Source organism: Tepidimonas aquatica, assembly GCF_007556585.1.
Lineage (GTDB): Bacteria > Pseudomonadota > Gammaproteobacteria > Burkholderiales > Burkholderiaceae_C > Tepidimonas > Tepidimonas aquatica.
Map to the genome: position 1 here is coordinate 59,215 of NZ_VJNA01000015.1, position 13,358 is coordinate 72,572.

Below are 13,358 nucleotides of genomic sequence, written 5' to 3' on the forward strand. Positions count from 1 at the left end.
GCGCAAGGGGCCGTGGGGGCGGCAGGCGCGTCAGGCCGGCGTGCGCAGCGGCGACACCAGCACGTCGCACGGCACCTGCGCCAACGCGTGTTTGGTGACGCTGCCCAGCAACAGCTCTTCGGCGGCGCTGGTGCCATGCTTGCCAATGACGACCAAATCGCACTCGCGCTGCACGGCTTCGTCGACGATGGCCGGCGCTGCGTCGCCCTCGTGCAACACGGTTTGGTAGCGCGTCGAGGGCCAGCCCCGCTGCTGCGCCAAGTGGTGCAAACCGTGCAGCGCGCGCTCGCGGCTGTGTTGGCGGTAGCGTTCGATCGTTTCGTCATCGACCCCCGCAAAACGCAGCTTTTCCTCGAACGGGACAGCGTAGGCGTGTAAAAGCCACACGTCGGCGCGCGGCGCAATGGTGTCGACTAGCGCAACGGCGGACTCCGTCCAGGGGGAAAAATCCACCGCCACCAGCACGCGATGGTAACCCCGCCGCGGCGCCTGACGCACCATCAGCACGGGGTAAGCAGCCTTGCGCAGCAGGCGCTCGACGGTGGTACCCAACAACGGCAAGAGCGCACCCCCCCGCCCACTGGCCCCCAACACCACGCAGCGCGCCTGGCACTGCCGCGCAAACCCATCGATGTCGCGCACCGGATGCCCCTCGACCAGCGCCGCATCGACGGCAACTGTATGCTGCGCTTGCAGCGCGCGCACGACCGCCTCCAACGAGGCTCGGGCATCGGCCAAGATACGCTGCCGGGGCTGGGGGTCGCCCAACCATGTCGCCAGCTCCGTCATCCAGTCGTGTTGCAACACGTGCAGCACGGTCAACGGCGTACCCAACTCCTGCGCCAACGTTGCAGCGCGTTGCGCGGCCGCCTGCGCGCCCGTGGAAAAATCGGTTGCCGCCAACAACCCGCCCAGCGGCGGGGCTGTCGGCTCCGTGGTGATCGAGATGCGCTCGCTCATGGATCAGCTCCTTGACGAGGGACGGCCGGCTTCATGACCTCCGCCAGGTGTTGCGCGGCGTGCAACGCGGCGTCACGGTAGGGTTGGTAGATGTGCTGCACGTCGAGCCGCTGCAGATCCTCCAGCGCCGCCTCGTCGCGCGCGGCGACCGCGATCGGCCCCTGGTAGCCCGCACTGCGCAGCGCGTAAACGAGGGTGCTAGCCGAGGCCACGAGGGGCAGCGTCACGACCACCCAGCGCGTAGACGACAACGGCAGTGACTCCAGAAAGTCGGGGTTCTCGGCGTCGCCATAGTGCACCGGCAGCTGCTGGCGCTTGAGGTCGCGCACCAGCTCAGGGTCGTGGTCGATGCCGACTGCGGTAACGCCGCGCCGCTGCAGTTCGCGCAGCAGCCGGCTGCCGTAGCGTCCCAGGCCAAACACCAGCACATCCGCTTCACCGTGGCGGGGCGGGTGTCGGTCCACCGACAACTCGCGGTACGGCCGCCGCCGCTCGAACATATCGAGCCACGGCGACAGGCGCTCGTACAACGGGTGGGAGTACAGAATCATGTAGGTCGACAGGGTGATCGTGATCAGGCCCACCAGCGTCGTCAACCCCAATGCCTGCGTGTCGACATGGCCCAGCGTGATGCCCATGGCCACGAAGACGATCGAAAACTCACTGATTTGCGCCACCGTCAGGCCCGCCAAAAAGCCCGTGCGCTTGCGGTAGCCCATGTAGCCCATGATCGCCATGACGATCAGCGGGTTGCCCACCAGCACAAACACCGACAGCACCAGCGCAGGCACGAGCTCCTGCCCCAGCGTGGACAGCTCCAACTCCGCCCCCATATGGATGAAGAAAAACAGCAGCAAAAAGTCGCGCACACCACCCAGCCGGGCGTTGATCGCTTCGCGGTAATGGGTCGACGCCAGCGTAAACCCCGCGACGAACGCCCCCGCCTCCATCGAAAAGCCGGCCCAGGCCCCTAGCGCCGCCAGGCCCAATCCCCAGGCCAGGGCAAAAATCAGCAGCAACTCCTGGGAGCGCGCCATCATCGCCGTCACGCGCGGCAGCACCCAGCGCATCAGGCCCGCGATCAGCGCCACCGCCAACACCAACCGCCCAACCAGCGACGCCACCACACCCCATTCACCGACGGCATCCGCAGCCTCGGGGGCCCGCAGGGCACTCATCGCCATCATCGCCAGCACCACCGCCAGGTCCTGCACGATCAAAAAGCCCACCGCGATGCGCCCGTGCAAAGCGTCGAGCTCGCGTTTGTCGGTCAGCAACTTGACGATGATGATCGTGCTCGAAAACGTCAGCGCTACCGCCACGTACAGCGCCGTCATCACGTCTTTGCCCAGGGCCAGGATCAACCCAAACCCGAGCACGATCGTAAAGGCCAGCTGCCCCAGGCCGGTGGCCAGCGCCACCGGACCGATGTGCCGCACATGGTGCCAATCGAGCTTGAGCCCGACGATGAACAGCAACACCGTCACGCCGATCTGGGCCAACAGCGCCACCTGGTCGTGCGCCTTGACCCAGCCCAGGCCTGCGGGCCCCAACGCAATGCCGACGACGATATAAGCAATCAGCACCGGTTGGTGCAAACGCACGAACAACGCCCCGGCGGCCGCTGCCACCAGCAACAACATGGCGAATTCGGCAAAGGGGTCGATCGTCGGTATATACCTGCGGCGACCCCCCCGGCGAGGTTGGTTCCCGTTGCGGTGCCCGCGTCAACGGGCTGGCGTCAGGCCAGGCCCATCGCTACCGCCTCGCCCACCGCCAGCGCGCTGGTCAAGCCGGGGGACTCCATGCCCAGCAGGTGCACCAAACCCGCCCAGCCATGCTGCGCGGGCTGCACGATCAGAAAATCCGGCGCGGATTCGCCGGGGCCGTGGATTTTCGGCCGCACACCCGCGTAGGCCGGTCGCAGCGCGCCAGAGGGCAGCCCCGGCCAGTAGCGGCGGATGGCGGCTTCGAACGCCGCCTGGCGCGTGCCATCGACGTCGTAGCTCAGGGTATCCGGCGCCTCGTCAGGCAGCCACTGCAGGTCGGGGCCAAAGCGGGCCTGACCGCCAAGGTCCAGCGTCAGGTGCACCCCCAGCCAGGCATCGCGTGGCACCGGGTACACCAGGCAGTCCACGGGTGCCGCCCCCTGCAGCGCAAAGTAGTGCCCCTTGGCGTAGCGTGGCGGCGGCCATGCCTGCGGGTCCGGCCCCTGCACCGCGCGCGCCACATGACATGCCCACAAACCGGCCGCGTTGACCAACACATCGGCTTGCAGCGCAAAGGCCTCGCCCGCCAACGTGCGGCCGCGCACGCGCCAGCCGCCCTCGCCACGCGGGCCGATTGGCTCGGCCCCTTCGAAGACCGACCCCAACGCCACCGCACCACCCGCACGTTGCACGTCGGCGTGCAGCGCCTGCATCAGCGCGTGGCTGTCGACGATGCCGGTGGAGGGGGACCACAACGCCGCGCATGCGTGCAGCGCTGGGGCGCGGCGCCGCACCTGCGCGGCGTCGAGCGGCTGCACCGGCACTCCATTGGCCGCCGCACGCCGCGCCAGCTGGTCCAGCACCGCCTCGTCGTCGGCGTCGGTCGCCACGACCAACTTGCCACAGCGGCGGTGCCCCACCCCCATGCGTTGGGCGTAGTCGTACAGCAGCGCCTTGCCGCGCACGCACAGCCGGGCCTTCCACGAACCGGGGGCGTAGTACAACCCGGCGTGGATGACCTCACTGCTGCGCGAGCTGACCCCAGTGCCGATTGCGGTGCCGCGCTCCAGCACGACCACCTCGCGCCCAGCCAGCGCCAACGCGCGCGCCACCGCCAGGCCGATGACGCCAGCGCCAATGACCAAGGCACCTACGCGATCCATCGCCACCGGCCTGCACCATCAGCTGCGGCGACGCACAGCCGCCACCAGCAGGGCCAGGCATACGGCAGCCATCGCCACGAAGTTGAGGAACGACCAGTTGGCGATCGTCAACCCCAGCCACGTCCAGTCGATCGCCGTGCAGTCGCCGCTGCCGCGGAAAATCATCGGGATCGCGCGCTTGAGGGGGAAAGCCTCGATCATGCCGTAGAAGTCGCGCCCACAGGTTTGGATGTCCGGCGGGAACCATTGCAGCCACGACTGGCGTGCCGCGACGAACGCCCCAAACCCCGCCACCAGCGCCGCCCCTGCGATCAGCCCCACGCGCACCGCGCGGCCCGGCAGCGCGGCGGCCAGCGCAGCCAGCAGCGCCACCCCGATCAACGCGTAGCGCTGCACGATGCACATCGGGCACGGTTCATGCCCGACGACGTGCTGCAGGTACAGCCCAAAACCCAGCAGCCCCAGGCACCACAGCGCCAGCCCAGCAGACAGCACCCGCAGCCGGGTGGCCAGTGCCGACAGCCTACCACGGTGATCGGCAACGGTCATGATGCGCAGCACTCCTCGGGCATCGGCTTTAGTTGGCGTCGGCAAACGCGCGCTCGATGACGAACTGCCCCGGCGTGCTGGTGTTGCCTTCGACGAAGCCGTAGCGCTCGCACATGGCCTTGAGGTCGCGCAGCATCGCCGGGCTGCCGCAGATCATCACGCGGTCGGTCTCGGGGTTGAGCTGCGGCAGGCCCAGCTCCCGCGCCATTTGGCCGCTTTCCACCAGCTGCGGGATACGCCCTTGGCGCTCGAACGGCTCGCGCGTCACCGTGGGGTAGTAGCGCAGCTGCTGGCGCACCATTTCCCCCAAAAACTCGTGCTGCGGCAGCTCCTGGGTGATGTAGTCGCGGTAGGCCAGCTCCGCCACCAGGCGCACGCCGTGCACCAGAACCACCTGCTCGAAGCGCTCGTAGGTGGCGGGGTCGCGGATGATGCTCATGAACGGCGCCAGGCCCGTGCCAGTGCCAAACAGGTACAGGTGCTTGCCCGGCAACAGGTAGTCGATGACCAGGGTGCCGGTCGGCTTGTGCCCGACGATGATGTGGTCGCCCGGCTGGATATGCTGCAGGCGGCTGGTCAGCGGGCCATCGGGCACCTTGATGCTCAAAAACTCCAGGTGTTCCTCGTAGTTGGCCGACACGATGCTGTAGGCGCGCAACAGCGGTTTGCCGTTTTCCAGGCGCAAGCCGATCATCGTGAACTGCCCGTTGAGGAAGCGCAGGCCCGCGTTGCGCGTGGTTTTGAACGAAAACAGCCGGTCGGTCCAGTGGTGCACGCTGAGCACGCGCTCGTCGTCGAAAGCACTCATGATGTCGGGTCGATGGTTGAATGGCTACGAATCAAACAAAAGCCTAATACCCCCACGGGCATCTAACGTTGACGACCGTCAAACACCCCACGCGCGCGGCACGGCGCACGCTCGGGTACAGTGTCGCCTGTGACGACACCGCGCACGGCAGACCCGCTGCGTGGCGTCGAAGGCTGCATCGTAGCAAACCCTTCATGCCCTTGCGCCGCTGTCATCATGACTGCAAGGCATGAAGAGATTGCTTCATTCATCAGGAGATCGCCATGGCACGCATGGTTCGTTGCATCAAGCTCGGCGTCGAGGCCGAGGGCCTGGACTTTCCGCCGTACCCCGGCGAGCTGGGCAAGCGCATTTACGACAACGTCAGCAAGCAGGCGTGGCAGGAGTGGTTGCGCCTGCAAACGATGTTGGTCAACGAAAACCGCCTCAACCTGGCCGACGCACGCGCGCGCCAGTACCTGGCACGCCAGATGGAAAAGCACTTCTTTGGCGAAGGCGCCGACGTGGCCGCCGGCTACGTGCCGCCCACCCAAGCGTGAACACGGTGGTGCGGTGGCTGCCCGACGGCACGCCACAAAGCACGCTGTACGGCGACATCTACCGCAGCCGCGGCGCCGACGGCCACGGCGGCTGGGCACAGGCGCGGCATGTCTTTTTGCGCGGCTGTGGGCTGCTGGCCGAGTCCGACGAGCCCACCGCGTGGGCGCACGCCGCACGCTGGCACCTGCTGGAAAACGGCTTTGGCCTGGGGCTGAACTTTCTGGCCACCTGGTACACCTGGCGCACGCAGGCCGCGGCGCCACCTCAGCTGCACTACATCGGCATCGAGGCCCACCCTGCGCAGGCCGAAGACCTGTTGCGCAGCGCCGCGGCGTTCGCCGAGCTGCTGCCGCTGGCGCAACGGCTGGCGGCCGTCTGGCGCGGTTTGCTGCCCGGTGTGCACCGCTGGACGTGGGACGAGTCCGGACCCGATGGCCAACCCCGGCGGCTGCACCTGACGCTGTGCGTGGGCCCGGTGCAACGCTGGCTGCGCCAGCTTGACACCGCGGTGGACAGCGTCTACCTGGACGGCTTCGACCCCTCATGCAACCCTGACATGTGGACGCCAGAGCTGCTGCGGGCGGTGGCGCGCCTGTGCCGTCGCGGGGCGCGGTTGGCCACTTGGAGCGTGGCGCGCTCGGTGCGCGACGCCCTGGCACAAGCCGGCTTTCAGGTCGAACGCCACGCGGGCCTGCCACCCAAACGCCACTGCCTGCGCGCGCTGTACGACCCCGCCTGGCAGCCACGCACGGTGCTGCGCGCCGCCCTGCACCCCACGCCAAGCCAGGCGCTGGTGGTGGGGGGCGGCCTGGCGGGCGCGGCGACGGCGCACAGCCTGGCCCAGCGCGGCTGGCAGGTCACCGTACTGGACCGTGCGGTCGCGCCCGCGGCCGGTGCTTCGGGCCTGCCAGTGGGCCTGCTCGCGCCGCATGTCTCGCCCGACGACGCGCCGCTGTCGCGCCTGACGCGCGCGGGGCTGGCGGCCACGTTGCAGCGCGCGCAGCGGCTGCTGCAGCACGGGCAGGACTGGGCGCCCAGTGGGGTGCTGGAGCATGCGTTCGAAGGCCGCCATGCGCTGCCCCCAGCGAGCACCTGGCAGCCTTGGGGCGAGCACTGGAGCGCCCCCGCCACGGCCATGCAGCGCCAGCAAGCCAGCCTGCCTGCCGACGCGCAGGCGCTGTGGCACGGCTGCGGCGCTTGGCTGCGCCCAGCGGCGCTGGTGCATGCACAACTGGCGCACCCCAACATCGTCTGGCGCGGGGGCCAGGCGGTGGCGGCGCTGGCGCGCTCGGCCGACGGCTGGCACGCACGCGATGCGCAGGGCCACCTGCTGGCGGCGGCCGACGTGGCTGCCGTCTGCGCGGGGTTCGACACCACCGCCCTGCTGGCGCCGCTGAACGGCCGCTTGCCGTTGCACGCGCTGCGCGGTCAGGTGGCCTGGGGCCGCATCAGCGACCTTCCCAGCACCGCGCTGGGCGCCCTGCCCCCGTGGCCGGTCAACGGCCACGGCTCGCTGGTGGCGGGCGTGCCGGCCGGCCCGGCGGGTGAGCCGATCTGGTGCATGGGTTCGACCTTCGTGCGGGGCCGTACCGACACCACCCCCAGCAGCGATGAGCACGCCGCCAACCTGGACAAGTTGCGGCGCCTGCTGCCCAACGCCGCGGCGGCACTGGCGCCCCTCTGGCCCCGGGCGCAGGCCTGGGCTGGGGTGCGCTGCACGGTGCCGGACCGCTTTCCCCTCGTCGGCGCCGTGGACCCCGACCGCTGGCCAGGCCTGTACGTGCTGGCTGGGCTGGGCGCGCGCGGCTTGACCTTGTCGGTGCTGGCCGGCGAGGTGCTGGCGGCGCAATGCCACGGCGAACCCTGGCCGCTGGAGCCGGCCCTGGCCGCCAAGCTGTTGGCGCTGCGTTGGGGCCGGTCAAGCCCCCACGGCGCGGGGCCTTGCTGACGCACGTCAACGGCAACGAGGGCGCCGTGGGCCTACAATTCAGCGTTTCCAAGGTGCATCGGCCGCCGCCGTCCCGGCGGGGCGTGCACCGCAATGGTCTTGCCATGACACACGTCGTAACCGAAGCCTGCATCGCCTGCAAGTACACCGATTGCGTGGATGTCTGCCCCGTGGACTGCTTCCGCGAAGGGCCCAATTTTTTGGCCATCGACCCGGATGAATGCATCGACTGCGCGGTGTGCATTCCCGAGTGTCCGGTCGGCGCCATCTACGCCGAAGAAGACGTGCCGAGGGACCAGCAGCACATGATCAAGCTCAACGCCGAGCTGGCCAAGCTGCCGACCTGGAAGAGCATCACCAAGCGCAAGGCCCCGCTGCCCGACGCCGACAAGTACAAGGACATGACCGGCAAGCTGCATCTGCTGCAGCGCTGAGGCCGCCACCATGGCCACACGGGACCACCCGGCGGCCGTCGACGCCGACGCCGTCGTCATCGGCGCTGGCCCGGCGGGCCTGTGGGCAGCCTTCGAACTGGGGCTGCAGACGCTGGCCGTGCACGTGGTGGACAGCCTGCCGCACGCCGGCGGGCAGTGCGCCGAGCTGTACCCCGACAAACCCATCTACGACATCCCCGGGGTACCGGTGTGCACTGGGCAGGAGCTGGCACACCACCTGCTGCAGCAGTTGCAGCCGCTGCAGGTGCCATTGCACCTGGGGCAGACGGTGGCCGAGCTGCACGCCGACCGCACCGGCCAGGGCGAGGGGTGGCGCCTGCACACCGCACAGGGCATGACGCTGCGCTGCCGCGCCCTGGTCATCGCCGCGGGCGTGGGCGCGTTCGTGCCGCGACCGCTGGCTGTACCGGGGTTGGAGGCTTGGCAGGATCAGCAGGTCTTTTACACCGACCCGCCCCCCGACGTTTGGTTGGACCGCCACGTCGTCGTGGTCGGCCCGGGTGAAGCGGCGGTGCGGTTGGCGCTGCACACCGCCGCCCACGGTGCGGCCCGCGTGACCCTGCTGCACCGCACCGACCGCTTCACGATCGACCCCGCGCTGGACGATGAGCTGCAGGCCGCCATCGGCGCGGCGCGGGTGCACCTGTGCCTGGGCCAACCGGTGGCCGTTTTGAGCGATCCGGACGGCCGTCTGCTGGCGCTGGAGGTAGCCACCGCACGGGACGAGCGCCTGAGCCTGCCGGTGGATGTGTTGCTGCCACGGCTGGGCTTGCATCCGCGTCTGGGCCCGATCGCCGAGTGGGGCTTGGCCATGGAGCGCAAACACCTCGTCGTGGAGCCGAGCACCTTGCAGACCTCCACCCCCGGCATCTACGCGGTGGGCGACGTGGCGCACTACCCCGGCAAACGCAAGCTCATCCTGTGCGGTTTTCACGAAGCCACGTTGGCCGCGTGGGCCATCGCCGAGCGGTTGCGGCCGGGGCAGCGCATCCCGTTGGAATACACCACCACCAGCCCCCGCCTGCGCGCGCTGCTGGGGGCCGACGCGCCCTAACCCGTGATGCGGCGCAACTGCATGGGCTGCGGTGCCCAGCCGTGGTTGAGCGGACCGCTGCCCTGCCCCAGACGCACGTGCGCACCGGCCTGCAACGCCTGACGGACCCAGGCATGGGCGGATTGCACCGCCTCTTCCAGCGTCTGGCCCAGCGCCAGGTACGACGCAATCGCCGACGACAGCGTGCAGCCGGTGCCGTGCAGGTTGGGGCTGGGGATGCGCTCACCGCGCAACCAGGTCCAAAAGGCGGCCGGCTCGCTGGCGATGGCCAGCAGGTCGGTCACCACCTCGCCGCTCAGGTGGCCGCCTTTGAGCAGCACGGCGCGCGCGCCCCGTTGCAGCAACTCAGCTGCGGCGGCTTCGAGCTCGGACGCATCGCTCAAGGTGCGGCCCAGCAACAGCCCGGCCTCGTCCAGGTTGGGCGTGACCAACGTGACACGGGGAAACAGCTCGTGCACCAGGCGTTGTACCGTGTCGGGTTCGATCAGCGTGTCGCCGCTGGTGGCCACCATCACCGGGTCGAGCACCACGTTGGGCAAGCGGTAGGTGTCGATAGCCCACGCCACCGCCTCGACGATGTCGGGCGCGTGCAGCATGCCGACCTTGACGGCATCGACACCAATATCCTCCACCACCGCCGCGATCTGTTCCTTCAGAAACGACGCTGGCACCGCGTGGATGGCCCGCACGCCCAGCGTGTTTTGCGCCGTCAGGGCCGTGATCGCGGTCATACCGTAGCAGCCCAGCGCTGCCATCGTCTTGAGGTCGGCCTGAATGCCAGCGCCGCCGCCGCTGTCGCTGCCGGCGATCGACAGCACACGCGGGTAGCACCAGACGTCGGGGTGGGCAAGATCGTTGAGGTGCGACATAGGTCAATTATGCGGCGGCTGCGCTCGGGTACGATCGGGCGCATGAACAACCCGATGAGCGCAACCATCCTCGGTGCGGGTCTGCTGGGCCGCCTGCTGGGCGTGACCCTGGCGCGCGCCGGCTGGCAGGTTGAACTGTTGGAGCAAGCCCCCGACCCCGCGCGGGCTGGCGGCGCCGCGCGCGTGGCCGCGGCGATGCTGGCACCGCTGGCCGAGTCGGCCGTGACCGAACCCAACGTCGTGGTCATGGGTTTGTACGCACTGCCGCGCTGGCAAGCGCTGTGCGCCAGCTTGCCGCAGCCGGTGTTTTTTCAGCGCAACGGCACGCTGATCCTGTGGCACCGGCAAGACGCGCGCGAAGCGCATCGCTTCGAAGCGCTGCTGCGCGCCACCGCCGCCCGCCTGGGCAACCTGCCCGAACCCGAGCCGCTGCACGCCGAGCAACTGGCGCAGCGTGAACCCGCCGTCGCGGGCCGTTTTGCGCAGGCGCTGTACCTGCCCGGGGAAGGCCAGCTCGATGGCCGCGCCGCGCTGGACGCGCTGCTGGCGGAGCTGCACGCCCACGGCGCTGTCGTGCGCTGGGGCGTGACCACCACGCTGGCCGAGGCCGCAACCGCCGCCCGCGCAAGCGGCCACTGGGTGTTTGACTGCCGTGGCCTGGGAGCCCAAGCTGAGTGGCCCGCCGATGGCGCCGCCGGCAGCGGACCGCTGCGCGGTGTGCGCGGCGAGGTGGTGCGCCTGTACGCGCCCGACGTCACGCTGCAGCGCCCCACCCGGCTGCTGCACCCGCGCTACCCGATTTACATCGCCCCCAAAGAGCGGCACGTTTTTGTCATTGGAGCCACCGAAATCGAGGCCGACGACCGCTCGCCCGCCAGCGTGCGCTCGACGCTGGAGCTGCTCAGCGCCGCTTACGCCGTCCACCCCGGTTTTGCCGAAGCGCGCATCCTGGAGCTCAACACCGAGTGCCGCCCCACCCTGCCCGACAACCTGCCGGCCGTGCGCGTGCGGGCCCCGCGTGTGTTGCAGCTCAACGGCCTGTACCGGCACGGCTACCTGATCGCGCCCGCTGTCTGCGACGCCGTGCTGCAGTATGTGCAGGAGGGCCACACCACGCTGGCGCAGCAACTTGGGCTGACGTTTGTGACGCCGGAGGCTGTGACCGCATGAACATCGTGCTCAACGGCCAGCCCGTCGCGCTGCCCGACGCCGCTTGCGTGGCCGACGCTGTCGACCACGCCACCCGCGCGCTGGGGCTGCGGCCGCCTTTTGCGGTGGCGCTCAACCTGCAATTCGTGCCGCGGGCACAATACGCGCACACGCCGCTGCACGAAGGGGACCGCTTGGAAATCATCACCCCCATCACCGGCGGCTGACGACCCTGCCCATGGACGCCGACCCCAACCTCGCCAACCACCCCGATCCCCTGATCCTGTACGGCCAGGCGTTCGGCTCGCGCCTGCTGCTGGGCACCTCGCGTTACCCCTCGCCCGCGGTGCTGGAGCAGGCCGTACAACGGGCCAGGCCGTGCATGCTGACCGCCTCGCTGCGGCGCCACGGCGCCCTGGGCGCCGACGCCAGCCACGGCTTTTGGACGCTGCTGCAGCGCCTGGGGGTGCCGGTGCTGCCCAACACCGCCGGATGCCACAGCCTGCAAGAGGTCATCACCACCGCCGAAATGGCGCGCGAGGTGTTCGGCACCGACTGGATCAAGCTGGAGCTTATTGGCGACGACTACACCCTGCAGCCCGACACCGTGCAGCTGCCGGCCGCAGCGGCCGAGCTCGTGCGCCGCGGCTTCAAGGTGCTGCCCTACTGCACCGAAGACCTGGTGCTGTGTCAGCGGCTGCTGGACACCGGCTGCCAGGCCGTCATGCCGTGGGCAGCGCCCATTGGCACCGGCCAGGGGCCGGTCAACCCGTACGCGATGCGCGTGCTGCGCGAACGCCTGCCCGACGTGCCGCTGATCGTGGACGCGGGCCTCGGGCTGCCCTCGCACGCCTGCCAGGTGCTGGAGTGGGGCTACGACGCCGTGCTGCTCAACACCGCGGTGGCGCAGGCCCGCGACCCGGTGGCCATGGCCGGGGCGTTTGCCGACGCCGTGGCCGCGGGTCGCGCCGCGTACCGCGCTGGCGCCATCGAGCCCCAAACCGCAGCCCAGCCCAGCACCCCGGTGCTGGGCACACCGTTTTGGCACCAACCCTGATGCCATGTCCAAGCGCTTGACCGTCCCCCAACCCGAGGCCGCCGTCCAGGCCATCGCCGACGCGCACGCCGAGCTGCGCATCGAGCGCGACGCCGACCCCCACGCCACCCCTGCCGACGACAGCGTCTACGCCGTCACCTACGCCGCGGCACGCCGCCTGGGCTTCGTGCCCGCCGATGCGGCCATCGTTGCTGGCGCCTGGGTGCGCCGCGCCGCCCGCATGGGCTTGCAAGCCCACGACTGGCCGGACGACCCACAGGATTTCGGCCTGGCCCTGCACCCCCAACCGTTCGCCCCCTGCCCACACGACATGGGTCTGTACGCCGTGCTGCCCAACGCCGACTGGGTGGCGCGCATGGCCGCAGCCGGGGTGCCCACACTGCAACTGCGCTTCAAGCACGACGACCCGGCACGCATCGCGCGGGAGGTGCAGGCTGCGGTGCGCGCCGTCGAGGGCACGCCCGCGCGGCTGTTCATCAACGACCACTGGCGCGCTGCGCTGGACGTCGGCGCCTACGGCGTGCATTTAGGTCAGGAGGACCTCGACACCCTCGGCCCCGACGAGATCGCCACGCTGCGTGCCAGCGGCCTGCGGCTGGGCATCAGCACGCACGGCTACGCCGAAATGGTGCGCGCCTGGCGGCTGGGGCCCAGCTACATTGCGCTGGGGGCGGTGTTGCCCACCACGCTCAAAGCCATGCCAACCGCCCCGCAAGGGGTGGGCCGCCTGCGCGCCTACGCCCGCCTGCTGCATGCGCTACCAACCGTGGCCATCGGCGGCATTGGACTGGCCGAGCTGCCCGCCGTGGCCGCCAGCGGCGTGGGCGCTTTTGCGGTGGTGCGCGCCATTGTGCAAGCCCCCGACCCGCAAGAGGCCGCGCATGCGCTGATGCAGCGCTGGAGCGCGTTGCGCGCCGACACCGCCGCGCGCGAAAGCGCGGCCTAAACTGGGCTATAATGTAGGTCTTGTTCCCCGATAGCTCAGTCGGTAGAGCGCCGGACTGTTAATCCGTAGGTCCCTGGTTCGAGCCCAGGTCGGGGAGCCAAAATGCTCCGCTAAGTCTATGACTTAGTTATTGGTTTGCCAGCGTCAGTCC

Annotated in this window: 14 protein-coding genes and 1 tRNA gene; 9 read left to right on the top strand and 6 right to left on the bottom strand. The window is 69.7% G+C overall.

What is annotated here, in order from left to right:
- Positions 1–30 precede the first annotated feature (30 nt).
- The 5 genes from Taqua_RS07240 to Taqua_RS07260 form a co-directional block, all read right to left on the bottom strand.
- On the bottom strand, positions 31–960 hold the full coding sequence (locus Taqua_RS07240) for a universal stress protein (RefSeq protein ID WP_144326052.1): 930 nt from the start codon (positions 958–960) through the stop codon (positions 31–33).
- Positions 957–2,603 carry a cation:proton antiporter gene (locus Taqua_RS07245; protein ID WP_144326054.1) on the bottom strand — a complete coding sequence of 549 codons (1,647 nt, stop codon included), beginning with the start codon at positions 2,601–2,603 and terminating at the stop codon, positions 957–959. The genes Taqua_RS07240 and Taqua_RS07245 overlap by 4 nt, the downstream gene beginning before the upstream one ends.
- A gap of 98 nt (positions 2,604–2,701) precedes the next feature.
- Entirely contained in the window at positions 2,702–3,832 is a 1,131-nt protein-coding gene (locus Taqua_RS07250; RefSeq protein ID WP_144326056.1) for an NAD(P)/FAD-dependent oxidoreductase, read from the bottom strand.
- Positions 3,833–3,850: 18 nt separating this feature from the next.
- On the bottom strand, positions 3,851–4,381 hold the full coding sequence (locus Taqua_RS07255) for a disulfide bond formation protein B (RefSeq protein ID WP_144326058.1): 531 nt from the start codon (positions 4,379–4,381) through the stop codon (positions 3,851–3,853).
- Positions 4,382–4,409: 28 nt separating this feature from the next.
- Positions 4,410–5,189, bottom strand: coding sequence for a ferredoxin--NADP reductase (locus Taqua_RS07260; protein WP_144326060.1), 780 nt, complete (start codon positions 5,187–5,189; stop codon positions 4,410–4,412).
- A 263-nt stretch (positions 5,190–5,452) separates the two neighbouring features.
- Here Taqua_RS07260 and Taqua_RS07265 point away from each other — a divergent pair, with 263 nt between their 5' ends.
- The 4 genes from Taqua_RS07265 to Taqua_RS07280 all read left to right on the top strand — a co-directional run bounded on the left by Taqua_RS07265 (position 5,453) and on the right by Taqua_RS07280 (position 9,186).
- Positions 5,453–5,728, top strand: coding sequence for an oxidative damage protection protein (locus tag Taqua_RS07265; protein WP_132962714.1), 276 nt, complete (start codon positions 5,453–5,455; stop codon positions 5,726–5,728).
- Positions 5,725–7,677, top strand: coding sequence for a bifunctional tRNA (5-methylaminomethyl-2-thiouridine)(34)-methyltransferase MnmC2/FAD-dependent 5-carboxymethylaminomethyl-2-thiouridine(34) oxidoreductase MnmC1 (gene mnmC / locus Taqua_RS07270; RefSeq protein WP_144326062.1), 1,953 nt, complete (start codon positions 5,725–5,727; stop codon positions 7,675–7,677). The genes Taqua_RS07265 and mnmC overlap by 4 nt, the downstream gene beginning before the upstream one ends.
- Positions 7,678–7,781: 104 nt before the next feature.
- On the top strand, positions 7,782–8,111 hold the full coding sequence (fdxA, locus tag Taqua_RS07275) for a ferredoxin FdxA (RefSeq protein ID WP_144326063.1): 330 nt from the start codon (positions 7,782–7,784) through the stop codon (positions 8,109–8,111).
- Between the two features lie 10 nt (positions 8,112–8,121).
- Positions 8,122–9,186: an NAD(P)/FAD-dependent oxidoreductase gene (locus Taqua_RS07280; RefSeq protein WP_144326065.1), complete on the top strand. Its 1,065-nt coding sequence runs from the start codon at positions 8,122–8,124 to the stop codon at positions 9,184–9,186.
- Here the strand turns inward: Taqua_RS07280 and thiD are convergent.
- Positions 9,183–10,055, bottom strand: a complete 873-nt coding sequence (gene thiD / locus Taqua_RS07285) for a bifunctional hydroxymethylpyrimidine kinase/phosphomethylpyrimidine kinase (protein WP_144326067.1) — start codon at positions 10,053–10,055, stop codon at positions 9,183–9,185. The two genes, Taqua_RS07280 and thiD, sit on opposite strands and share 4 nt — an antisense overlap.
- 54 nt (positions 10,056–10,109) lie before the next feature.
- On the opposite strand from thiD, the gene Taqua_RS07290 reads away from it, so the two are divergent.
- From Taqua_RS07290 to Taqua_RS07310, 5 genes are all read left to right on the top strand, one after another.
- On the top strand, positions 10,110–11,225 hold the full coding sequence (locus Taqua_RS07290) for an FAD-dependent oxidoreductase (protein ID WP_246094650.1): 1,116 nt from the start codon (positions 10,110–10,112) through the stop codon (positions 11,223–11,225).
- On the top strand, positions 11,222–11,431 hold the full coding sequence (thiS, locus tag Taqua_RS07295) for a sulfur carrier protein ThiS (RefSeq protein WP_144326071.1): 210 nt from the start codon (positions 11,222–11,224) through the stop codon (positions 11,429–11,431). The genes Taqua_RS07290 and thiS overlap by 4 nt, the downstream gene beginning before the upstream one ends.
- A gap of 11 nt (positions 11,432–11,442) precedes the next feature.
- The gene (locus Taqua_RS07300; protein WP_144326073.1) at positions 11,443–12,261 is read left to right on the top strand and encodes a thiazole synthase; all 819 of its coding nucleotides are present in this window, start codon (positions 11,443–11,445) and stop codon (positions 12,259–12,261) included.
- Positions 12,262–12,265: 4 nt separating this feature from the next.
- Positions 12,266–13,207, top strand: a complete 942-nt coding sequence (locus tag Taqua_RS07305) for a thiamine phosphate synthase (RefSeq protein WP_144326075.1) — start codon at positions 12,266–12,268, stop codon at positions 13,205–13,207.
- Between the two features lie 24 nt (positions 13,208–13,231).
- A tRNA-Asn gene (locus tag Taqua_RS07310) sits at positions 13,232–13,307 on the top strand.
- Positions 13,308–13,358: the final 51 nt, after the last annotated feature.

Bases quoted from the DNA above. Each gene is read 5' to 3' on its own strand.
- Taqua_RS07255 (WP_144326058.1), bottom strand. From the start codon at position 4,381: ATGACCGTTGCCGATCACCGTGGTAGGCTGTCGGCACTGGCCACCCGG.
- Taqua_RS07290 (WP_246094650.1), top strand. From the start codon at position 10,110: ATGAGCGCAACCATCCTCGGTGCGGGTCTGCTGGGCCGCCTGCTGGGC.
- Taqua_RS07265 (WP_132962714.1), top strand. From the start codon at position 5,453: ATGGCACGCATGGTTCGTTGCATCAAGCTCGGCGTCGAGGCCGAGGGC.
- Taqua_RS07260 (WP_144326060.1), bottom strand. From the start codon at position 5,189: ATGAGTGCTTTCGACGACGAGCGCGTGCTCAGCGTGCACCACTGGACC.
- Taqua_RS07245 (WP_144326054.1), bottom strand. From the start codon at position 2,603: ATGTTGTTGCTGGTGGCAGCGGCCGCCGGGGCGTTGTTCGTGCGTTTG.
- Taqua_RS07250 (WP_144326056.1), bottom strand. From the start codon at position 3,832: ATGGATCGCGTAGGTGCCTTGGTCATTGGCGCTGGCGTCATCGGCCTG.
- Taqua_RS07280 (WP_144326065.1), top strand. From the start codon at position 8,122: ATGGCCACACGGGACCACCCGGCGGCCGTCGACGCCGACGCCGTCGTC.
- Taqua_RS07300 (WP_144326073.1), top strand. From the start codon at position 11,443: ATGGACGCCGACCCCAACCTCGCCAACCACCCCGATCCCCTGATCCTG.
- Taqua_RS07305 (WP_144326075.1), top strand. From the start codon at position 12,266: ATGTCCAAGCGCTTGACCGTCCCCCAACCCGAGGCCGCCGTCCAGGCC.
- thiS (WP_144326071.1), top strand. From the start codon at position 11,222: ATGAACATCGTGCTCAACGGCCAGCCCGTCGCGCTGCCCGACGCCGCT.
- Taqua_RS07240 (WP_144326052.1), bottom strand. From the start codon at position 960: ATGAGCGAGCGCATCTCGATCACCACGGAGCCGACAGCCCCGCCGCTG.
- thiD (WP_144326067.1), bottom strand. From the start codon at position 10,055: ATGTCGCACCTCAACGATCTTGCCCACCCCGACGTCTGGTGCTACCCG.
- fdxA (WP_144326063.1), top strand. From the start codon at position 7,782: ATGACACACGTCGTAACCGAAGCCTGCATCGCCTGCAAGTACACCGAT.